This window comes from Sphingomonas sp. LY29, from assembly GCF_035593985.1.
Classification (GTDB): domain Bacteria; phylum Pseudomonadota; class Alphaproteobacteria; order Sphingomonadales; family Sphingomonadaceae; genus Sphingomicrobium.
This window is the reverse complement of the sequence record NZ_CP141587.1, coordinates 1,628,580-1,642,081: the sequence shown is the minus strand read 5'-3', so window position 1 is coordinate 1,642,081 and position 13,502 is coordinate 1,628,580. Positions and strand designations below refer to the sequence as shown.

Genomic DNA, 13,502 nt, shown 5'->3' with positions numbered 1-13,502 from the left:
TCAGGCGTCGAGCCCTGCGAAGATCCGCCGTTCGGGTCCGGGCATCCCGATCCAGTAGCCAAGCTCGGCCAAATCATCGACGCGCCACACCGCGAGGTCGGCCGCCTTGCCGGCCTCGACGGTGCCGATCTCGTGCGCGAGCCCGAGCGCGCGGGCGGCGTTGATCGTCATGCCCGCGATCGCTTCCTCGGGCGTCAGGCCGAACAGGGTGCACGCCATGTTCATTGCCAATTGCGGGTTGAGCAGCGGCGAGGTGCCGGGGTTGCAGTCGGTTGCGATCGCGATCGGGACGCCGGTGTCGCGCAGCAGCTGGACCGGCGGCTTCCTGGTTTCCTGCAGCGCATAGAAGGCACCTGGCAGCAGCACCGCGACGGTCCCGGTCGCGGCCATCGCGCGTGCGCCCAGCGGATCGAGATGCTCGAGATGGTCGGCCGACAGCGCCTTGTAGCTGGCGGCCAGCGCGGCGCCATGCTGGTTGCTGAGCTGTTCGGCATGCAGGCGCACCGGCAGCCCGTTCGCCCGCGCGGCGGTGAAGATGCGCTCGACCTCCGATGGCGTAAAGGCAATCGATTCGCAGAATGCATCGACGCTGGTGGCGAGTCCTGCGCGCGCGACCGCCGGGATCATCTCTTCCGCGATCATCCGCACATAGGCGTCGCGATCCTCGCGATGCTCGGGCGGAATGGCGTGCGCGGCGAGCAGGGTCGGCACGATCCGCACCGCCTGGTCGCGCCCGATCGCCTTGGCGGCGTTGAGCATCCGGATCTCGGCGGCGGTATCGAGCCCGTAGCCCGACTTGATCTCCACCGTCGTTACGCCGCCCGCCATCAACGCTTGCAGGCGGCGGCGCGACGCCGCGCGAAGTTCGTCGGAACTGGCTGCCTTGGTCGCGGCGACGGTCGAGGCGATGCCCCCGCCCGCCTCGGCAATCTGCTGATAGGTCGCGCCGGCGCGGCGCATCGCATGTTCGTGGGCGCGAGTGCCGCCGAAGACAAGATGGGTGTGGCAGTCGATCAGCCCCGGCGTGACCCATGCCCCGCCAAGCGCGACGACTTCCTTTGCGCGGAAGCCGGCAAGTTCGGTGCGCTTGCCGACGCGTACGATGCGCCCGTCGGAAACGCCGATCGCGGCGTTGGGGAACAGGCCGAGCGGATTGCCCGGTTGCGCGACCATCGTCGCGACATGGCAATCGGTAATCAGGCGGTCCCACATGACTGGCGCTGTGGGGCGCGGGCCTGCTAATCGTCAAGCATGAGCTGGCCCAATCTCGCCGACCTGATCGTTCCCGCCATCGCCGAGGCCCCCATCGGGCTGGTCGGTGCGCCCCTTGGAACGGGGTCGGTCACGCCCGGACGCTGCGACCTGGCGCCGGGCATCCTGCGCAACACGCTGCGCCGCATCGGGCGATACGATGTCGAGACGGGCAAGGAGCTTCGGTCGCGCATCGCGGACTATGGCAATGCCGCGATCGACGCGATGACGATCGAACAGGCCACCGCGCCCATCCGCGATCTTGTCGCGTCGAGCGTCGCCAAGCGCGACCTGACCTTGCTGGTCGGCGGCAACAACGCCGTCACCCGGCCCGGCGTGCTGGCGCTCGGCGTTCCGCTTGATCAGGTCGGCCTGATCACGCTCGACGCGCATTTCGACCTCCGCGAGACGACCGACGGTCTTGGCAACGGCAACCCCATCCGCGCGCTTCGCGAAGACGGGCTGCCGGGGAGGAACATCGCGCAGGTCGGCCTTGCTTCCTTCGCCAACTCGGCCGCGATGCACCGCGACGCGGTCGACGGCGGTCACTTGGTGGTGACGATCGGCGAGGTGCGCCGCGCAGGCATCGAGTCGGCGATCGAGGCCGCGCTCGCCCACGTCGCGCATTGCGAGGTGGTGGCAATCGATTGCGACATCGACGTGATCGACCGAGGCCAGCTCCCCGGCGCGCCTGGTGCCCGACCCGGCGGAATGGCCGCGCATGATTTCTTCGCCGCCACCCGCGCGCTCGCCTCCGATCCGCGGGTTCGCCTGATCGACTTGACCGAATGGGATCCGCCGCTCGACCCGACCGACCTCAGCGCGCTGGTGGCAGCGCGCTGGGTCGCCGAATGCCTCGCGGGGTATGAAGCCCGTTAGAGTACCGCCAGCTGGCGGTTGTCGAAGGCGTGGGCGTAGTCGGACTTGATCGCGACCTTGCGTTCCATCGCGTCGATGATCGGAACCGCGAAATCGACGCCCGCAAGTCGCGAGCAGCTGCCGAGGTTGCCGGGCGAAAAGACGTTCACTTCGAGGATCTTGTCCCCGACAATGTCGATCCCGACCAGGAACATGCCGTCGGCAACCAGCTTGGGCCGGATCAGCTCGGCGACCTTCAACTCGGTCTCGCCGATCTCGACTGCTTCGGCGGTGCCGCCAGCGTGGATGTTCGACCGTATGTCGTCCTTCGACGCGACGCGGCGCAACGCGGCATATTTGCCGTCGATCTCCAGCGGGCGGCCGTTCATCAGGAAGAAGCGGATGTCGCCCTTCTTGGCTGCGGGCACATAGGCCTGCGCGATGATGTAGCCGTCGCGGCCGATCGCCTCGATCATCTGGTTGAGGTTGGCCTTGTTGCCCGGGTCGAGCTTGAACACACCCGATCCGCCCGATCCCTGCAGCGGCTTTAGGATGATGTTGCCACCATGCTTCTTGGCGAACGCCTTGATGTCGTTGTCGTGGCGCGAGATGAGGGTTTCGGCACGCGCTTCGACAGGGAAGCTTTGGAAATAAAGCTTGTTGGTGGCGCGGCCGAGGCTGTCAGGGTCGTTGAGGACGATGACGCCGCGCTTGGCGGCCTCGCGCCCAAACAGGATCCCGGCCTCGGCCGCCCACGGCATCGTTTGCGCGTCGAGCGACGGGTCCGACCGAAGCATCAGCACGTCGACGTCGTCCATGTTGACCTGCTCAAGCTTGGTCGCGGCGCTCCGCATCGTCTTGAAGAAGTCCTCTCGGTCCTTGTACTTCTTCTTCGGCAGGAAGCGGCCGTGAACGCACAGCGAATCGTCGGGCTGGAGCGCGAAATCCGACGGCGTGACGTAGCAGACGCGGTGCCCGCGCAACGCCGCCTCATAGGCAAGGACGGTGGTCGTATAGCCCGCGAATTCGCGTTCCATATCGTTGACGAAAAAGGCGATCAGCATGGTTGCTCAGGCTCCTGCAAGCATATCGTGGAGATTGGTGTGGGACCGAAGCGACGCGATGCGCGCCTCGGCGGCTGGGTCGTCGAGGAAAAGGGGGGTGAAGGCCGGCGCGCGGACCAGCCCGCGCTGCAACAGCTCCTCGATCGCGGGCACGTGATCGACTGCGATCTTGCCCAGCCAGAAGGGCAGCAGCGACGCGCCCGACGCGACGAGGTTCATGACCGCGCGGAAGCCCTGCAAGTAGATGGCGTCCTTGGCGAGCCCGCCCGAGCGGAACACGCGCGCGGAAATCCCGAATGCGCCGCGACGCGAGAAGCCATGCTCCTTGTGGAGCGTGCGCCATACTTCGACGAACTCGGCGCCGTGGAGCATCGCGTCGACCGCGACGACGCGCCCAGCGAGCAGACGGAGCCGGGTGCGCGTCAGGCCACCGGTGACCCATTCGGCGAAAACGCCAAGGCCTTCCTGAACACCTTCGTAGCGGGCGAGGCCGGTGCGGAAGATGCCGAGCCCCTGCTCGGCGCCGTTGAAATAGGTGAGCAGGTGGACGCTGACCTCGTGTGCCAGCAACGCGTTCAGGCGATGCGCGGGCATCAGGGCATCCGACGCGATCATCAGCTTGGGGCCGGACACCAGCAGGCCCGAGACGTCGTCGCGAATGTCGACGACGGCATCGAACGACGGATCGATGGCGCGATAGCGATCGATCAGCGCACGCGCGCCGTCGGCGATTTCCTGCGCGCCGATCGCCTCGCCGCGCGGGGGATCGCGGTCGGTCGAAGCTAGGATCGAATGCGCGTCGGCGAGCAGTTCGGACTCGACCGCGCCGTAGAGAAACATCGACGCGGCGCGGAAGGATGGCGTGTTGCGGGTCGCGAGCATCGTCAGCTGCGCGTCGATTTCCCGCCGCCGTTCGGACAATAGCCGCTCGATCAGCGGATCTTCGACCAGATTGAGGTCGATCGCGAACAGTTCGCGCTTGGCGACATCGGGGTCGATCGTCAGCGGGCGATAGTGGAAATCGGGTGCCGACCCACACTTGTCGGCAAGGAATTTCTCGAGCGCGTCCGATGTGTTGATCGGCGAGATCGAGAGCAGGAAATCGTAGCCGCCGACCACCTCCTGCAACCGCCGGTCGGCCTTGATCGCGGCGGCGAGGTAGGCGCTGCGGCCCAGCGCTCGATAATGGCGCGGCGCCTCGCCCGATCCGTCGTCGAGGAAGGCACAGGCGGCGCGGAGCAGCGCGTCGCTGGTCGCGACGGCAAGGTCGTGAACGATCGCCGGAAAGACGCCGCCGTCTTCGCGACGGTGGATCGGCGGCATCGTCAGCGTCAGGTGCGTCACCTTCGCCATGTCGCCCAGCAGGCGCGCGAAGGGATCGGGAAGCACTTCGGCAAACTGGTCGCGGTCGACTTCGCATGCGCGCAGGTCGATGACGATCTTCTCGAGGCCCTTCTGGAGCGCGTCGGCGGTGCGGTCCGAGGCGGCGTCGCGGCCGGCGCCGATATGCGCCTGGAAGGTCGGCAACCTGGACGAGTGGCGCTTGCGCATCTCGACCGGCTGGTCCTGCAACGTGATGACGAGCAGGCGGCCCATCCGCTCGATCAACCGCTGCGCCACCGCTTCGACCGCCGACAGCGCGGCGTGATCGTCCTCGCTCGACCAGACGATGTAGGACGGGCTGTCGATCGCGATACGGCGGACGAGGCTGGTTTCGGGCTCGTCGGTACGATGCAGGATCAGGAACGGCAGCCAGCGGTCGAGGTGGACGCGGCCATGCGCGCCGACCGCCTCGCGCAGCGCACCGTCCTTGCCGAAGTCGGCGTCGAACGGCGCCGGTGCCTCGCGCAGCCGCGCCTTGGTCTTCACGCCAGCAGATCCTCTGCCGTGACGGCGACATGATTGATGAAGCGCCGCATCGCGCCGAGCTCGGCCGCATCGGGCTCACCCGACCATTCGTCCATGAAGAACTTCTTGAACTCCAGCGCGATCGCGCAACCCTGTCCCGGATAGCGGTCGTGGACGAAGCGGGTCTGCTCGCCCTTGCCCTGAAACGCGACATTCTCGCGAACGTCGAGGCGGCGGCCGTTGAAATCGAAGCCGCGCATCGCCTCCATCAGCGGGTCCATCAGGAATGCCCACTGCTCGCGCGGCATCGACGAGGTGCCGATGTTGATGTCGGGCGCATCCTCCTGCGGCGTCGGGGCGGCGTCGGCACCATTGCGGCGGTGATTGTAGCTATGGACGTCGATCAGCACGAACTTCGGATCCGCGGCGGCGATGTCGTCGAGCAGCGAGCCGAGCATGCGATAATACGACTTATGAAGGTCGAGCGAGCGCGTGACGAGGTCGGGCGTCAGGCCGTCGTGCCAGATGTCGAGACCCCACGCCTGATCGGGCGTTTCGTAGATCGCACCGTCGGGACCGCGGTTGAGATCATATTCGAAGCGCGAGACATGGGCGATGACGTGGGTCGACACGTCGGCGACCGCCTGGCCCGTGAACGGGTCTTCCTCGCGAAGGCGGTCGAGGTCGGCGAGTTTCATCGCCGCGGCAACTTCGTCGCGTAGACTGTGTCCGTCGTGGATCGCGGTGGCGATGACCGGGCCTGCGCCGCGCTGAACCGTCCACCATTTCTGCCCGAGGGCCGCATGCTGTGTCATGCGCCTTTAAGCGTTTCGCGCCCGGTTCGGTTGCGTGCCCCGGTCAGCGTTGGCGCGAAAGGTCGTCGGGACGGTCGATATCGAAGGTCGAGCCGGGCCAGTCGGTGACGATCTGCACGGCGCCGTGGAGCGCTGCGAGCACGTCGCGCCCGCCACGATCGCCGTGGAGCGACGCGAGCAGTGGGAATGCTGACGCGCCGACGGCGGCAGGATGAGCGGGCGCCCTGTCGTAGGTAGCAAGCGCGGCGGGCGCACCCGAAAGAACTTTTTCGAGAAGCGTTCGGCCAAGCGCGGGGGAGACGTCGGGCATGTCGGCAAGGAAGATGAGGGCTGCTTCGGCGCCGTCGGGTAGCGACTGGATCCCGCAGCGCAGGCTGGCCGCCATTCCTTCTTCCCAGTCGTGGCAACGGACGATGCGAACGTCTTCACCGAGGTAGGCCGTGATCTTTTCGGCATCCGCGCCGAGGACGACGGTGACCGCGTCGACCCCGCTCGCCTTTGCTGCCTCGACGCTCCACGCGATCAGCGGACGCCCGTTCCACGAGGCGAGGAGCTTGCCCCCTCCGAAGCGGCGCCCGGCGCCGGCCGCGAGGACGATGGCGTGGGCGCTCACGACCGCCGCGTGGCGATGATCTCGCCGATCGCCGACACCGCCACTTCCCACGGCGAGCGGGCGCGGATGGGAAGGCCCAGCGGCATGCGGATTCGTGCAATCTCGTCGACCGAGAAGCCGGCTCCCTTCAGTCGCGCTGTCCGCTCGGCAATCCGGCGGCGCGAGCCGAGCACGCCGATATAACCGGCCTTGCTCTGGAGCAGACGACCCAACGCTTCTTCGTCGAGGTCGACATCGTGGGTGGCCAGCACCATCGCGGTAAAGGCGTCGGGCGGCTCGTCGCCGAGCGCTTCGGCAAGGCCGCGACGATCAACCGCCAACCCGAACGGCGCTTGCTCGGCGTCCGCGAACGGCGCCAGCAGGCGCGTATCGAGGCCGACCGTCTGCCCCATCGCCGCGATAGCCAAGGCGAAGGGATCGTCGCCGATTACTCGCAGGCGCCACGGCGGATCGAACTGAATATCGCCGTCGCCGATCGCCTCCCCGGCTTCGCACGAGCGAATGCGCCCGTCGCTCCGCCAGCGGGCGGGGACCCGCTCCAACCAGCAGCGCCGCAGGGCCGCGACCGCTTCATCGCCGGGCTCGATCCGCTCGACCAGCACTTCCAGCCGTCCGCCGCACGGCAGGCGCATGTCGACGAACGGACTGCCCCGGCCATAGACGAGCAATTGCGATTTTCCGTCTTCGATCACTGCCGCCGCGTTGAGCGCGACATCGTCCTCGATGCAGCCGCCGGACAGGAACCCCCATGTGCGGCCGCCGTCGATCAGCATCTGCGAACCCACCGGCCGCGGCCCGCCGTCGGCGGCGACGATCGTGGACAGCGCGACGGTGCGGCCTTCCGACCATGCTTCGAACAGGCGCGGGCGGATGTCGTCGGCCAGCCCTTCTTCGGGCCAACCGCTCATCGGCGGGACCCCTTGCGGGTCGGTCGCGTTTCCATTGGCATCGGGCGGGTATAGTATGGCCCCGTCGGGCCGCCAATCGGGCGCTCAGGAGATTCAGGACGTTGGACGCAGTTCGGACGCGGGCAGCCCCTTCGCGGGCAATGATCGATTCGCTCGGGCGGCGGATCGATTACGTCCGGCTGTCGGTCACCGACCGCTGCGATCTGCGCTGCCGCTATTGCATGGCCGAGACAATGACCTTCGAGCCAAGCGACCGCCTTCTGTCCTCCGACGAGCTGGTGAGGCTGGCGACGTTGCTGGTCGAACGCGGAGTACGTCGGATCCGCCTGACCGGCGGCGAGCCGCTCGTACGAAAGGACATCGCTGCCATCGTGGGTGGGATTGGCGCGCTGCTCGACGCTGGTCTTGATGAGTTGACGCTGACCACCAACGCCACCCAATTGACGCGGCATGCGGCAATGTTGCGCGACGCCGGCGTGCGGCGGATCAACGTCAGCCTCGACAGCCGCGACGCCGAGACGTTTCGTTTCATCACCCGCCGCGGCGACCTGGCGCAGGTGCTCGCGGGGATCGACGCGGGGAAGGCCGCCGGCTTGGCGATCAAGATCAACATGGTCGCCTTGGCGGGCCTCAACGACCGCGAGATCGCACCGATGCTCGAATGGTGCGTCGAGCGCGGCTTCGACCTGACGCTGATCGAAACGATGCCGCTGGGCGATATCGGGATGGGCCGGAAGGCGCATTACCTTCCGCTCGACGTCGTGCGAGAGGAGCTCGCCCGCTCGTTCGACTTAGCCGCATCCGATTACGCCACCGGCGGGCCGGCGCGATACTTCCAGGTCAGCGAGAGCAGCATCCGGCTTGGCCTGATCACCCCGCTGACCAATAATTTCTGCGCGTCGTGCAATCGCATCCGCGTCACCGCGACCGGTACCGTCTTCGGCTGCCTGGGGCAGGACCAGCATGTCGAGCTTCGCGATCCGCTGCGCCATGGCGACGGGGCGGCGGTCGAGGCGCTGCTCGACCGGCTGATCGCGGGCAAGCCGCCGCGCCACGATTTCCAAATCGACCGCACCACCCCCGCGCAGCCGCGCCACATGAGCGTGACCGGCGGCTAGGCCTCGGGCAGGTCGAGCCGGACGACCGCGCCCGCCAGCCGGCTGACTTCGGCTTCCTGGTGACTGACGAACAGCATCGGCAGGGCGCATTCGTCGCGAATCCGTTCGATCATCGGCAGCAGTTCTTCGCGCCGCGCGCGGTCGAGCGAGGTCAGTGGCTCGTCGAGCAGCAGAAACTCTGGCGCCGACAGCAACGCCCGCCCGATCGCGACACGGCGCGCTTCCCCGCCCGACAGCGTCGGGGGTCGCCGGTCAAGCAGTCCAGCGAGGCCAAGAAACGCAACGGCCTCGTCGAACGCAATGACGCGCCGCCGGACACCGGCCAGTCGCTCACCGAAGAGGAGGTTGGAGCGGACAGTGCGGTGCGGAAACAGACGCGGTTCCTGGAAGACATATCCCACGCGGCGCGCTTCGGGCGGAAGGTCGATGCCGACCTCCGCGTCGAACAAGGTACGCCTGCCGACCACGATCCGCCCGGCCGCGGGGCGAAGCAGGCCCGCGATCATGTTGAGCAGGCTGGTCTTCCCCGCCCCCGACGGTCCGACCACGGCGGTCACGAGTGCTTCGGAAGTGAAGGCGACCGAAAGGCTCGCCTCGCCCAGCCGTCGCTCGACCGCGACTTCAAAGGACATGGCGGCCCCCGTTGCCCATCCGTCGCGAAATGATTTCGGACAGGAGCAGCGCACCGATCGACAGGATGACCGAGATGATCGCCAGCCGCGTCACGATCGCTTCGCCGCCCGGCACCTGCAACGCCGAATAGATTGCGAGCGGGATCGTCTGGGTCTGCCCCGGCACGTTCGACACGAAGGTGATGGTCGCGCCGAACTCGCCGATCGACCGGGCAAAACCGAGCGTCGCGGCGGCGAGGAAGCCAGGGAGACTGAGCGGAAGGGTCACGGTCAGGAAGGTGCGCCACGGGCTCGCCCCCAGCGTCCGCGCCGCCTGCTCCAGCCGGACGTCGACGCTTTCGAGCGACAAGCGCAGTGCGCGAACCATCAGCGGCAACGCCATAATCGCCGCCGCCAGCGCGGCCCCGGTCCAGCGGAACATCAGCGTCACGCCGAACCATTGCTCGAGCAACCGTCCGACCGGTCCCTGCCGGCCGAACAGCAGGAGCAGGAGCCAGCCGGTGACCACCGGCGGAATCACCAGCGGCAGGTGAACCAGCGCGTCGAGCAGCAGCTTGCCTCGAAAATTCGTTCGAGCGAGGATCCACGCGAGGCCCAGCGCGACGGGTAGCGCGCCCAGCACCGCGACCAATCCGACCTTCATCGACAAGGCGATGATCGCCCACTCTGCGGCGCTGGCAGTCATCGGCGGTCCGCCGAGGGGAAGCCGTGGGCGCGGAAAATCCGCTGCCCATCGGGCGAACGCAGAAAGGCGAGAAACGCCGCGGAGCCGGGATGGCGGCCGGCGGCGAGGAGCGCGACCGGGTAACGGATCGCGGCGTGACTTCCTTTCGGAAACACGGCGACGGCCCGCAGAGCGGGCGCGGCCTGCACGTCGGTCGCGTAGACGATGCCGAGCGGCGCCTCTCCACGCTCGACCAAGGCCAGCGCGGCGCGGACGTTCTCGCTGCGCGTGATCCTGGCGGCCACGGTCGGCCATAGACCGAGCGATTCCAGCGCCTCCCGCCCATAGCGCCCTGCGGGTACCGCGTCGGGGTCGGCCATCGCCAGCCGTCCGTCTCCGAGCGCTTTGGCGAGCGCGGTGGGCGCCAGCGCCACCGGCGCAGATGCGCGTGGCGCGGCAAGGACCAGGGCATTGCCCACCAGATCGTAGCGAGTTCCCGCCCGAAGCGCGCCTGAAGCTTCGACATGGTCCATCCATTGCTCGTCGGCGGAGATGAAGATGTCGGCCTGGGCGCCGCTTTCCACTTGTCGCGCCAGGGCCGAGGAGGCCGCGAAAGACAACGTCGGGCGCGGATGTCCCTGCTTCTCCCATTCTCCGGCCGCCGTGGTCAGCGCCTCCTGTAAACTCGACGCCGCGAGAATGACGGGTGCGGGTGGCGAAGGATCGGGCGCGCAGCCCGCCACGACGGCAAGGGCAAGCGCAAGGACCAGTCGCATGATCAAAAAGCGAGCGCCTCGACGCGGTCGCCGATGTTCAACGCGGGACTGTTGGGCCGTTGGCGCAACAGCCAGTCAGCGGCGGCGAGCGTTGCCTGCGCCCCACTGTCCTGATTGTCGAACGGGCGCGCGCGGTCGCCGTCGCGGCGCGCGCGGGAAAAGCTTTCGCGACCGTCGCAGGGTCTGAGCGGCGAGGTAAGCTCCACTTGCTCCCATCGGACGGCATCACTCGGACTCTGGCCGGTCATTCCGGCAAGCAACGGCGCGAGGAACAGGCGCGCGGTGACCATGGCCGAGGTCGGATTGCCAGGGAGGCCGAGCACCAGCGTCGTGCCCACGCGGCCGAACCACACCGGCTTGCCCGGACGGATTGCGACCTTGGAAAAGATCAGGTCGAGCCCCAGCGGCTCGAACATTGCCTTGCCGAAGTCGCGCTCGCCGACCGAGGCACCGCCAGTGACGACGATGAGGTCAAGCGCTGTGACCAATCTGGCCGCGACCTGCAGCAGATGCGCGAGATCGTCTGGCTCGCGATGGACCGAAGCAACTTCGCCGCCCCATGCTTCGCAGAAAGCGGCGAGGCCGACCGACAGGCTTTCGGGGATCGAGGTCGCGCTGCCCGTCACACCGGCCGCGCGCAATTCGTCGCCGGTGGCCAGCAGCGCGATGCGCGGACGGATGAAGCAATCGACCTCGCCGCAATCGGCCGCGGAGGCGGTCACCAGCGCCCGGGGTGTCAGGACGGTGCGCGCGGCGAGCAGGTCGTCGCCTTCGGCAAAATCGGAGGCCCGATGCCGGACGAAGCGGCTTTCGCCCGGAGCGGCGCGGACGATGATCGACGCGTCGGTCCGATCGATATCCTCCTGGATGATGACCCGGTCGGCCCCCATCGGGAGCGGCGCGCCCGTGAAGATCCGCACGCACTGTCCGGATTGCAGCGCGGGAAGCGGCGTGGTTCCCGGAAAGGCTTCCCCGGCCATTTCGAACCGAGCGCCGACGCCCACGTCGGCACCGGTCGCGACCGCATATCCGTCCATCGAGGAGACATCGGCGCGGGGAGAATCGATCCCGGCGCGAACCGCAGTCGCGAGTACCCGGCCTGCACTTTTGCCAAGCGGGACCGTCTCGCTTCCGACCGGGCGGGCATTCGCCTCGACCAGCGCCAGCGCCTCGTCGAACGAGATCACTCGTCGATCGCCCGCCAATGACCGCTTCGACCGCCCTCTTTTTCGAGCAGGCGGACGCCCTCGATCGTTATTGACCGGTCGACGGCTTTGAGCATGTCGTAAAGCGTCAGGCAGGCGACCGAGACCGCGGTAAGGGCCTCCATCTCGACGCCGGTCGGGCCGGTCGTCGCGGCCTCGCCGGTCACGCGAAAGCCCGGCAGATCGGGATCGGCGGTGATCGTCACGCCCGCCTTCGACAGCGGGAGCGGGTGGCACAAGGGGATGAGGTCGGCGGTTCGTTTTGCGCCCATGATCCCGGCGAGTTCGGCGGTCGCGATGACCGACCCCTTGGCCGCGCGTTCTTCGACCGCCATCGCCAGTGCTTCCGCCGAGCATCGAACCCGGCCCTCCGCGACGGCACGGCGGGCGGTGGAGGCCTTCGTGGAGACATCGACCATGCGGGCGCGGCCCGCCTCGTCGATGTGCGTGAGGTCGCTCACGACGGCACGCCTTCCAGCCGCGGGATCAGTCCCGCGATCGAGCACGGCCGATAACGGCTGTCGAATTCCATCCCGAGCACGAGGTCCCACGCATCGCGGCAGGCACCGGTCGATCCGGGCAGGCAGAAGATGAAGGTCGTGCCGATCTGTCCGCCGAATGCACGCGATTGCAGCGTCGACACGCCGACCGTCGTCAGGCTGGCCTGATGGAAGACGACCGAAAAGCCGTCCATCTCCCGCGTCAGCATCGGCCGGATCGCTTCGGGCGTCATGTCGCGGGGAAAGAAGCCCGTCCCGCCCGTGGTGAGGATGATGTCGACGTGGTCGTCCGCGGCCCAGTCGCGGACCTTGGCCTGGATCGCCTCGACCTCGTCGCGAACGATGGCTCGCTCGTGCAACCGGTGGCCCGCATCGCGGAGCCGCTGTTCGAGCAGCGCACCCGAGGTGTCGCTGGCGAGATCGCGCGTGTCGGAAACAGTCAGCACCGCGATCCCGAGCGCGTGGAACGGCAATTGTTCATCGATCCCGGGCATCGTCACTCCATTTTTCCAGGGCGGCCCGATCCTCGGCGCTCGGCTCGATCCAGACCGGTCCGTCGGCGCGATCCTCGCGTTTCCAGAAGGCGGCTTCGCTTTTCAACCGGTCCATCAATTCGCTGGCGGCGTCGAACGCGACCCCGCGATGGGTCGCGGCGACAGCGGTGAATACGATCGGCTCGCCCGGCACGACCTGTCCGCTGCGATGCGCGACGCGGATGGTGAGGTCGCCGTGCTTCGCTGCACAGGCCGAGGCAATGTCCCGCAACGTGGTCTCGGTCATGCCGGGGTAGTGGTCGAGGAACAGGCCGTTGACCGATTGGCCGTCGCGGGCGGTCGGCCGAGCCACCCCGACGAAACTGACCACCGCGCCCTCTCCATCGAGGTCGTCGAGAAAGGCGGCCAGCTCGGCATCGGGCTTGAGAGGACCGGGCTCGAGGCGGGTGACGATGGGCATCATCCGCCCGACAAAATTGGAAGAAAGGCGACTTCGGCATCGGCCGGGACCGGATGGTCTTCGCCAACGATCGCCTGATCGACGCTGATGCGGATGCGCGGATCGCTAAGTTCGGCAAACCCCTCGCCCCTTGCTGCCAACTCCCGGCGAATCTCGGCCACGGTCGTGGCGCCGTCGACCGGCACGTCGATCTGCCGGCCTAGCCGATCCGCCAGATGTCCGAAGAACAGCACGCTGGTCATGCCGCTTCGTTGGCAGCAAAGGCCGTCCGAGGGAAGCAGTCTTGGTCGGTCATG

Annotated in this window: 16 protein-coding genes; 2 read left to right on the top strand and 14 right to left on the bottom strand. The window is 67.8% G+C overall.

Features of this window, described 5'->3' with window-relative positions:
• Positions 1-1,212, bottom strand: coding sequence for an imidazolonepropionase (gene hutI / locus SH584_RS08340; protein WP_324806242.1), 1,212 nt, complete (start codon positions 1,210-1,212; stop codon positions 1-3).
• Between the two features lie 39 nt (positions 1,213-1,251).
• On the opposite strand from hutI, the gene SH584_RS08335 reads away from it, so the two are divergent.
• The gene (locus tag SH584_RS08335; RefSeq protein ID WP_324806240.1) at positions 1,252-2,130 is read left to right on the top strand and encodes an arginase family protein; all 879 of its coding nucleotides are present in this window, start codon (positions 1,252-1,254) and stop codon (positions 2,128-2,130) included.
• On the opposite strand, the gene SH584_RS08330 is transcribed toward SH584_RS08335, so the two are convergent.
• The 5 genes from SH584_RS08330 to SH584_RS08310 are packed head-to-tail and all read right to left on the bottom strand — an operon-like array spanning position 2,127 to position 7,357.
• The gene (locus tag SH584_RS08330) at positions 2,127-3,173 is read right to left on the bottom strand and encodes a glutathione synthetase (RefSeq protein ID WP_322841662.1); all 1,047 of its coding nucleotides are present in this window, start codon (positions 3,171-3,173) and stop codon (positions 2,127-2,129) included. The genes SH584_RS08335 and SH584_RS08330 overlap by 4 nt on opposite strands.
• Before the next feature lie 6 nt (positions 3,174-3,179).
• Entirely contained in the window at positions 3,180-5,042 is a 1,863-nt protein-coding gene (locus tag SH584_RS08325; protein WP_324806237.1) for a peptidase MATCAP family protein, read from the bottom strand.
• On the bottom strand, positions 5,039-5,836 hold the full coding sequence (locus SH584_RS08320) for an N-formylglutamate amidohydrolase (protein ID WP_324806236.1): 798 nt from the start codon (positions 5,834-5,836) through the stop codon (positions 5,039-5,041). Before SH584_RS08320 ends, SH584_RS08325 begins: the two co-directional genes overlap by 4 nt.
• Before the next feature lie 43 nt (positions 5,837-5,879).
• Complete coding sequence (locus SH584_RS08315) at positions 5,880-6,449, bottom strand: nucleotidyltransferase family protein (protein WP_324806234.1); 570 nt, start codon at positions 6,447-6,449, stop codon at positions 5,880-5,882.
• The gene (locus SH584_RS08310; protein WP_324806233.1) at positions 6,446-7,357 is read right to left on the bottom strand and encodes an XdhC family protein; all 912 of its coding nucleotides are present in this window, start codon (positions 7,355-7,357) and stop codon (positions 6,446-6,448) included. The genes SH584_RS08315 and SH584_RS08310 overlap by 4 nt, the downstream gene beginning before the upstream one ends.
• Before the next feature lie 140 nt (positions 7,358-7,497).
• Here SH584_RS08310 and moaA point away from each other — a divergent pair, with 140 nt between their 5' ends.
• A complete protein-coding gene (moaA, locus tag SH584_RS08305; RefSeq protein WP_324806231.1) occupies positions 7,498-8,475 on the top strand; it encodes a GTP 3',8-cyclase MoaA in 978 nt (325 codons plus the stop codon).
• On the opposite strand, the gene SH584_RS08300 is transcribed toward moaA, so the two are convergent.
• The 8 genes from SH584_RS08300 to SH584_RS08265 are packed head-to-tail and all read right to left on the bottom strand — an operon-like array spanning position 8,472 to position 13,448.
• Positions 8,472-9,107, bottom strand: a complete 636-nt coding sequence (locus SH584_RS08300) for an ATP-binding cassette domain-containing protein (RefSeq protein ID WP_324806229.1) — start codon at positions 9,105-9,107, stop codon at positions 8,472-8,474. The two genes, moaA and SH584_RS08300, sit on opposite strands and share 4 nt — an antisense overlap.
• A complete protein-coding gene (gene modB / locus SH584_RS08295; protein WP_324806226.1) occupies positions 9,097-9,792 on the bottom strand; it encodes a molybdate ABC transporter permease subunit in 696 nt (231 codons plus the stop codon). Before modB ends, SH584_RS08300 begins: the two co-directional genes overlap by 11 nt.
• Positions 9,789-10,547, bottom strand: coding sequence for a molybdate ABC transporter substrate-binding protein (modA, locus tag SH584_RS08290; protein WP_324806224.1), 759 nt, complete (start codon positions 10,545-10,547; stop codon positions 9,789-9,791). The genes modB and modA overlap by 4 nt, the downstream gene beginning before the upstream one ends.
• A gap of 2 nt (positions 10,548-10,549) precedes the next feature.
• Positions 10,550-11,734, bottom strand: a complete 1,185-nt coding sequence (locus SH584_RS08285; protein WP_324806222.1) for a molybdopterin molybdotransferase MoeA — start codon at positions 11,732-11,734, stop codon at positions 10,550-10,552.
• Positions 11,731-12,213: a cyclic pyranopterin monophosphate synthase MoaC gene (moaC, locus tag SH584_RS08280; RefSeq protein ID WP_324806220.1), complete on the bottom strand. Its 483-nt coding sequence runs from the start codon at positions 12,211-12,213 to the stop codon at positions 11,731-11,733. The genes SH584_RS08285 and moaC overlap by 4 nt, the downstream gene beginning before the upstream one ends.
• Entirely contained in the window at positions 12,210-12,746 is a 537-nt protein-coding gene (locus tag SH584_RS08275) for a molybdenum cofactor synthesis domain-containing protein (protein ID WP_324806219.1), read from the bottom strand. Before SH584_RS08275 ends, moaC begins: the two co-directional genes overlap by 4 nt.
• The gene (locus SH584_RS08270) at positions 12,730-13,206 is read right to left on the bottom strand and encodes a molybdenum cofactor biosynthesis protein MoaE (protein WP_324806217.1); all 477 of its coding nucleotides are present in this window, start codon (positions 13,204-13,206) and stop codon (positions 12,730-12,732) included. The genes SH584_RS08275 and SH584_RS08270 overlap by 17 nt, the downstream gene beginning before the upstream one ends.
• A complete protein-coding gene (locus tag SH584_RS08265; RefSeq protein ID WP_324806215.1) occupies positions 13,206-13,448 on the bottom strand; it encodes a MoaD/ThiS family protein in 243 nt (80 codons plus the stop codon). Before SH584_RS08265 ends, SH584_RS08270 begins: the two co-directional genes overlap by 1 nt.
• Positions 13,449-13,502: the final 54 nt, after the last annotated feature.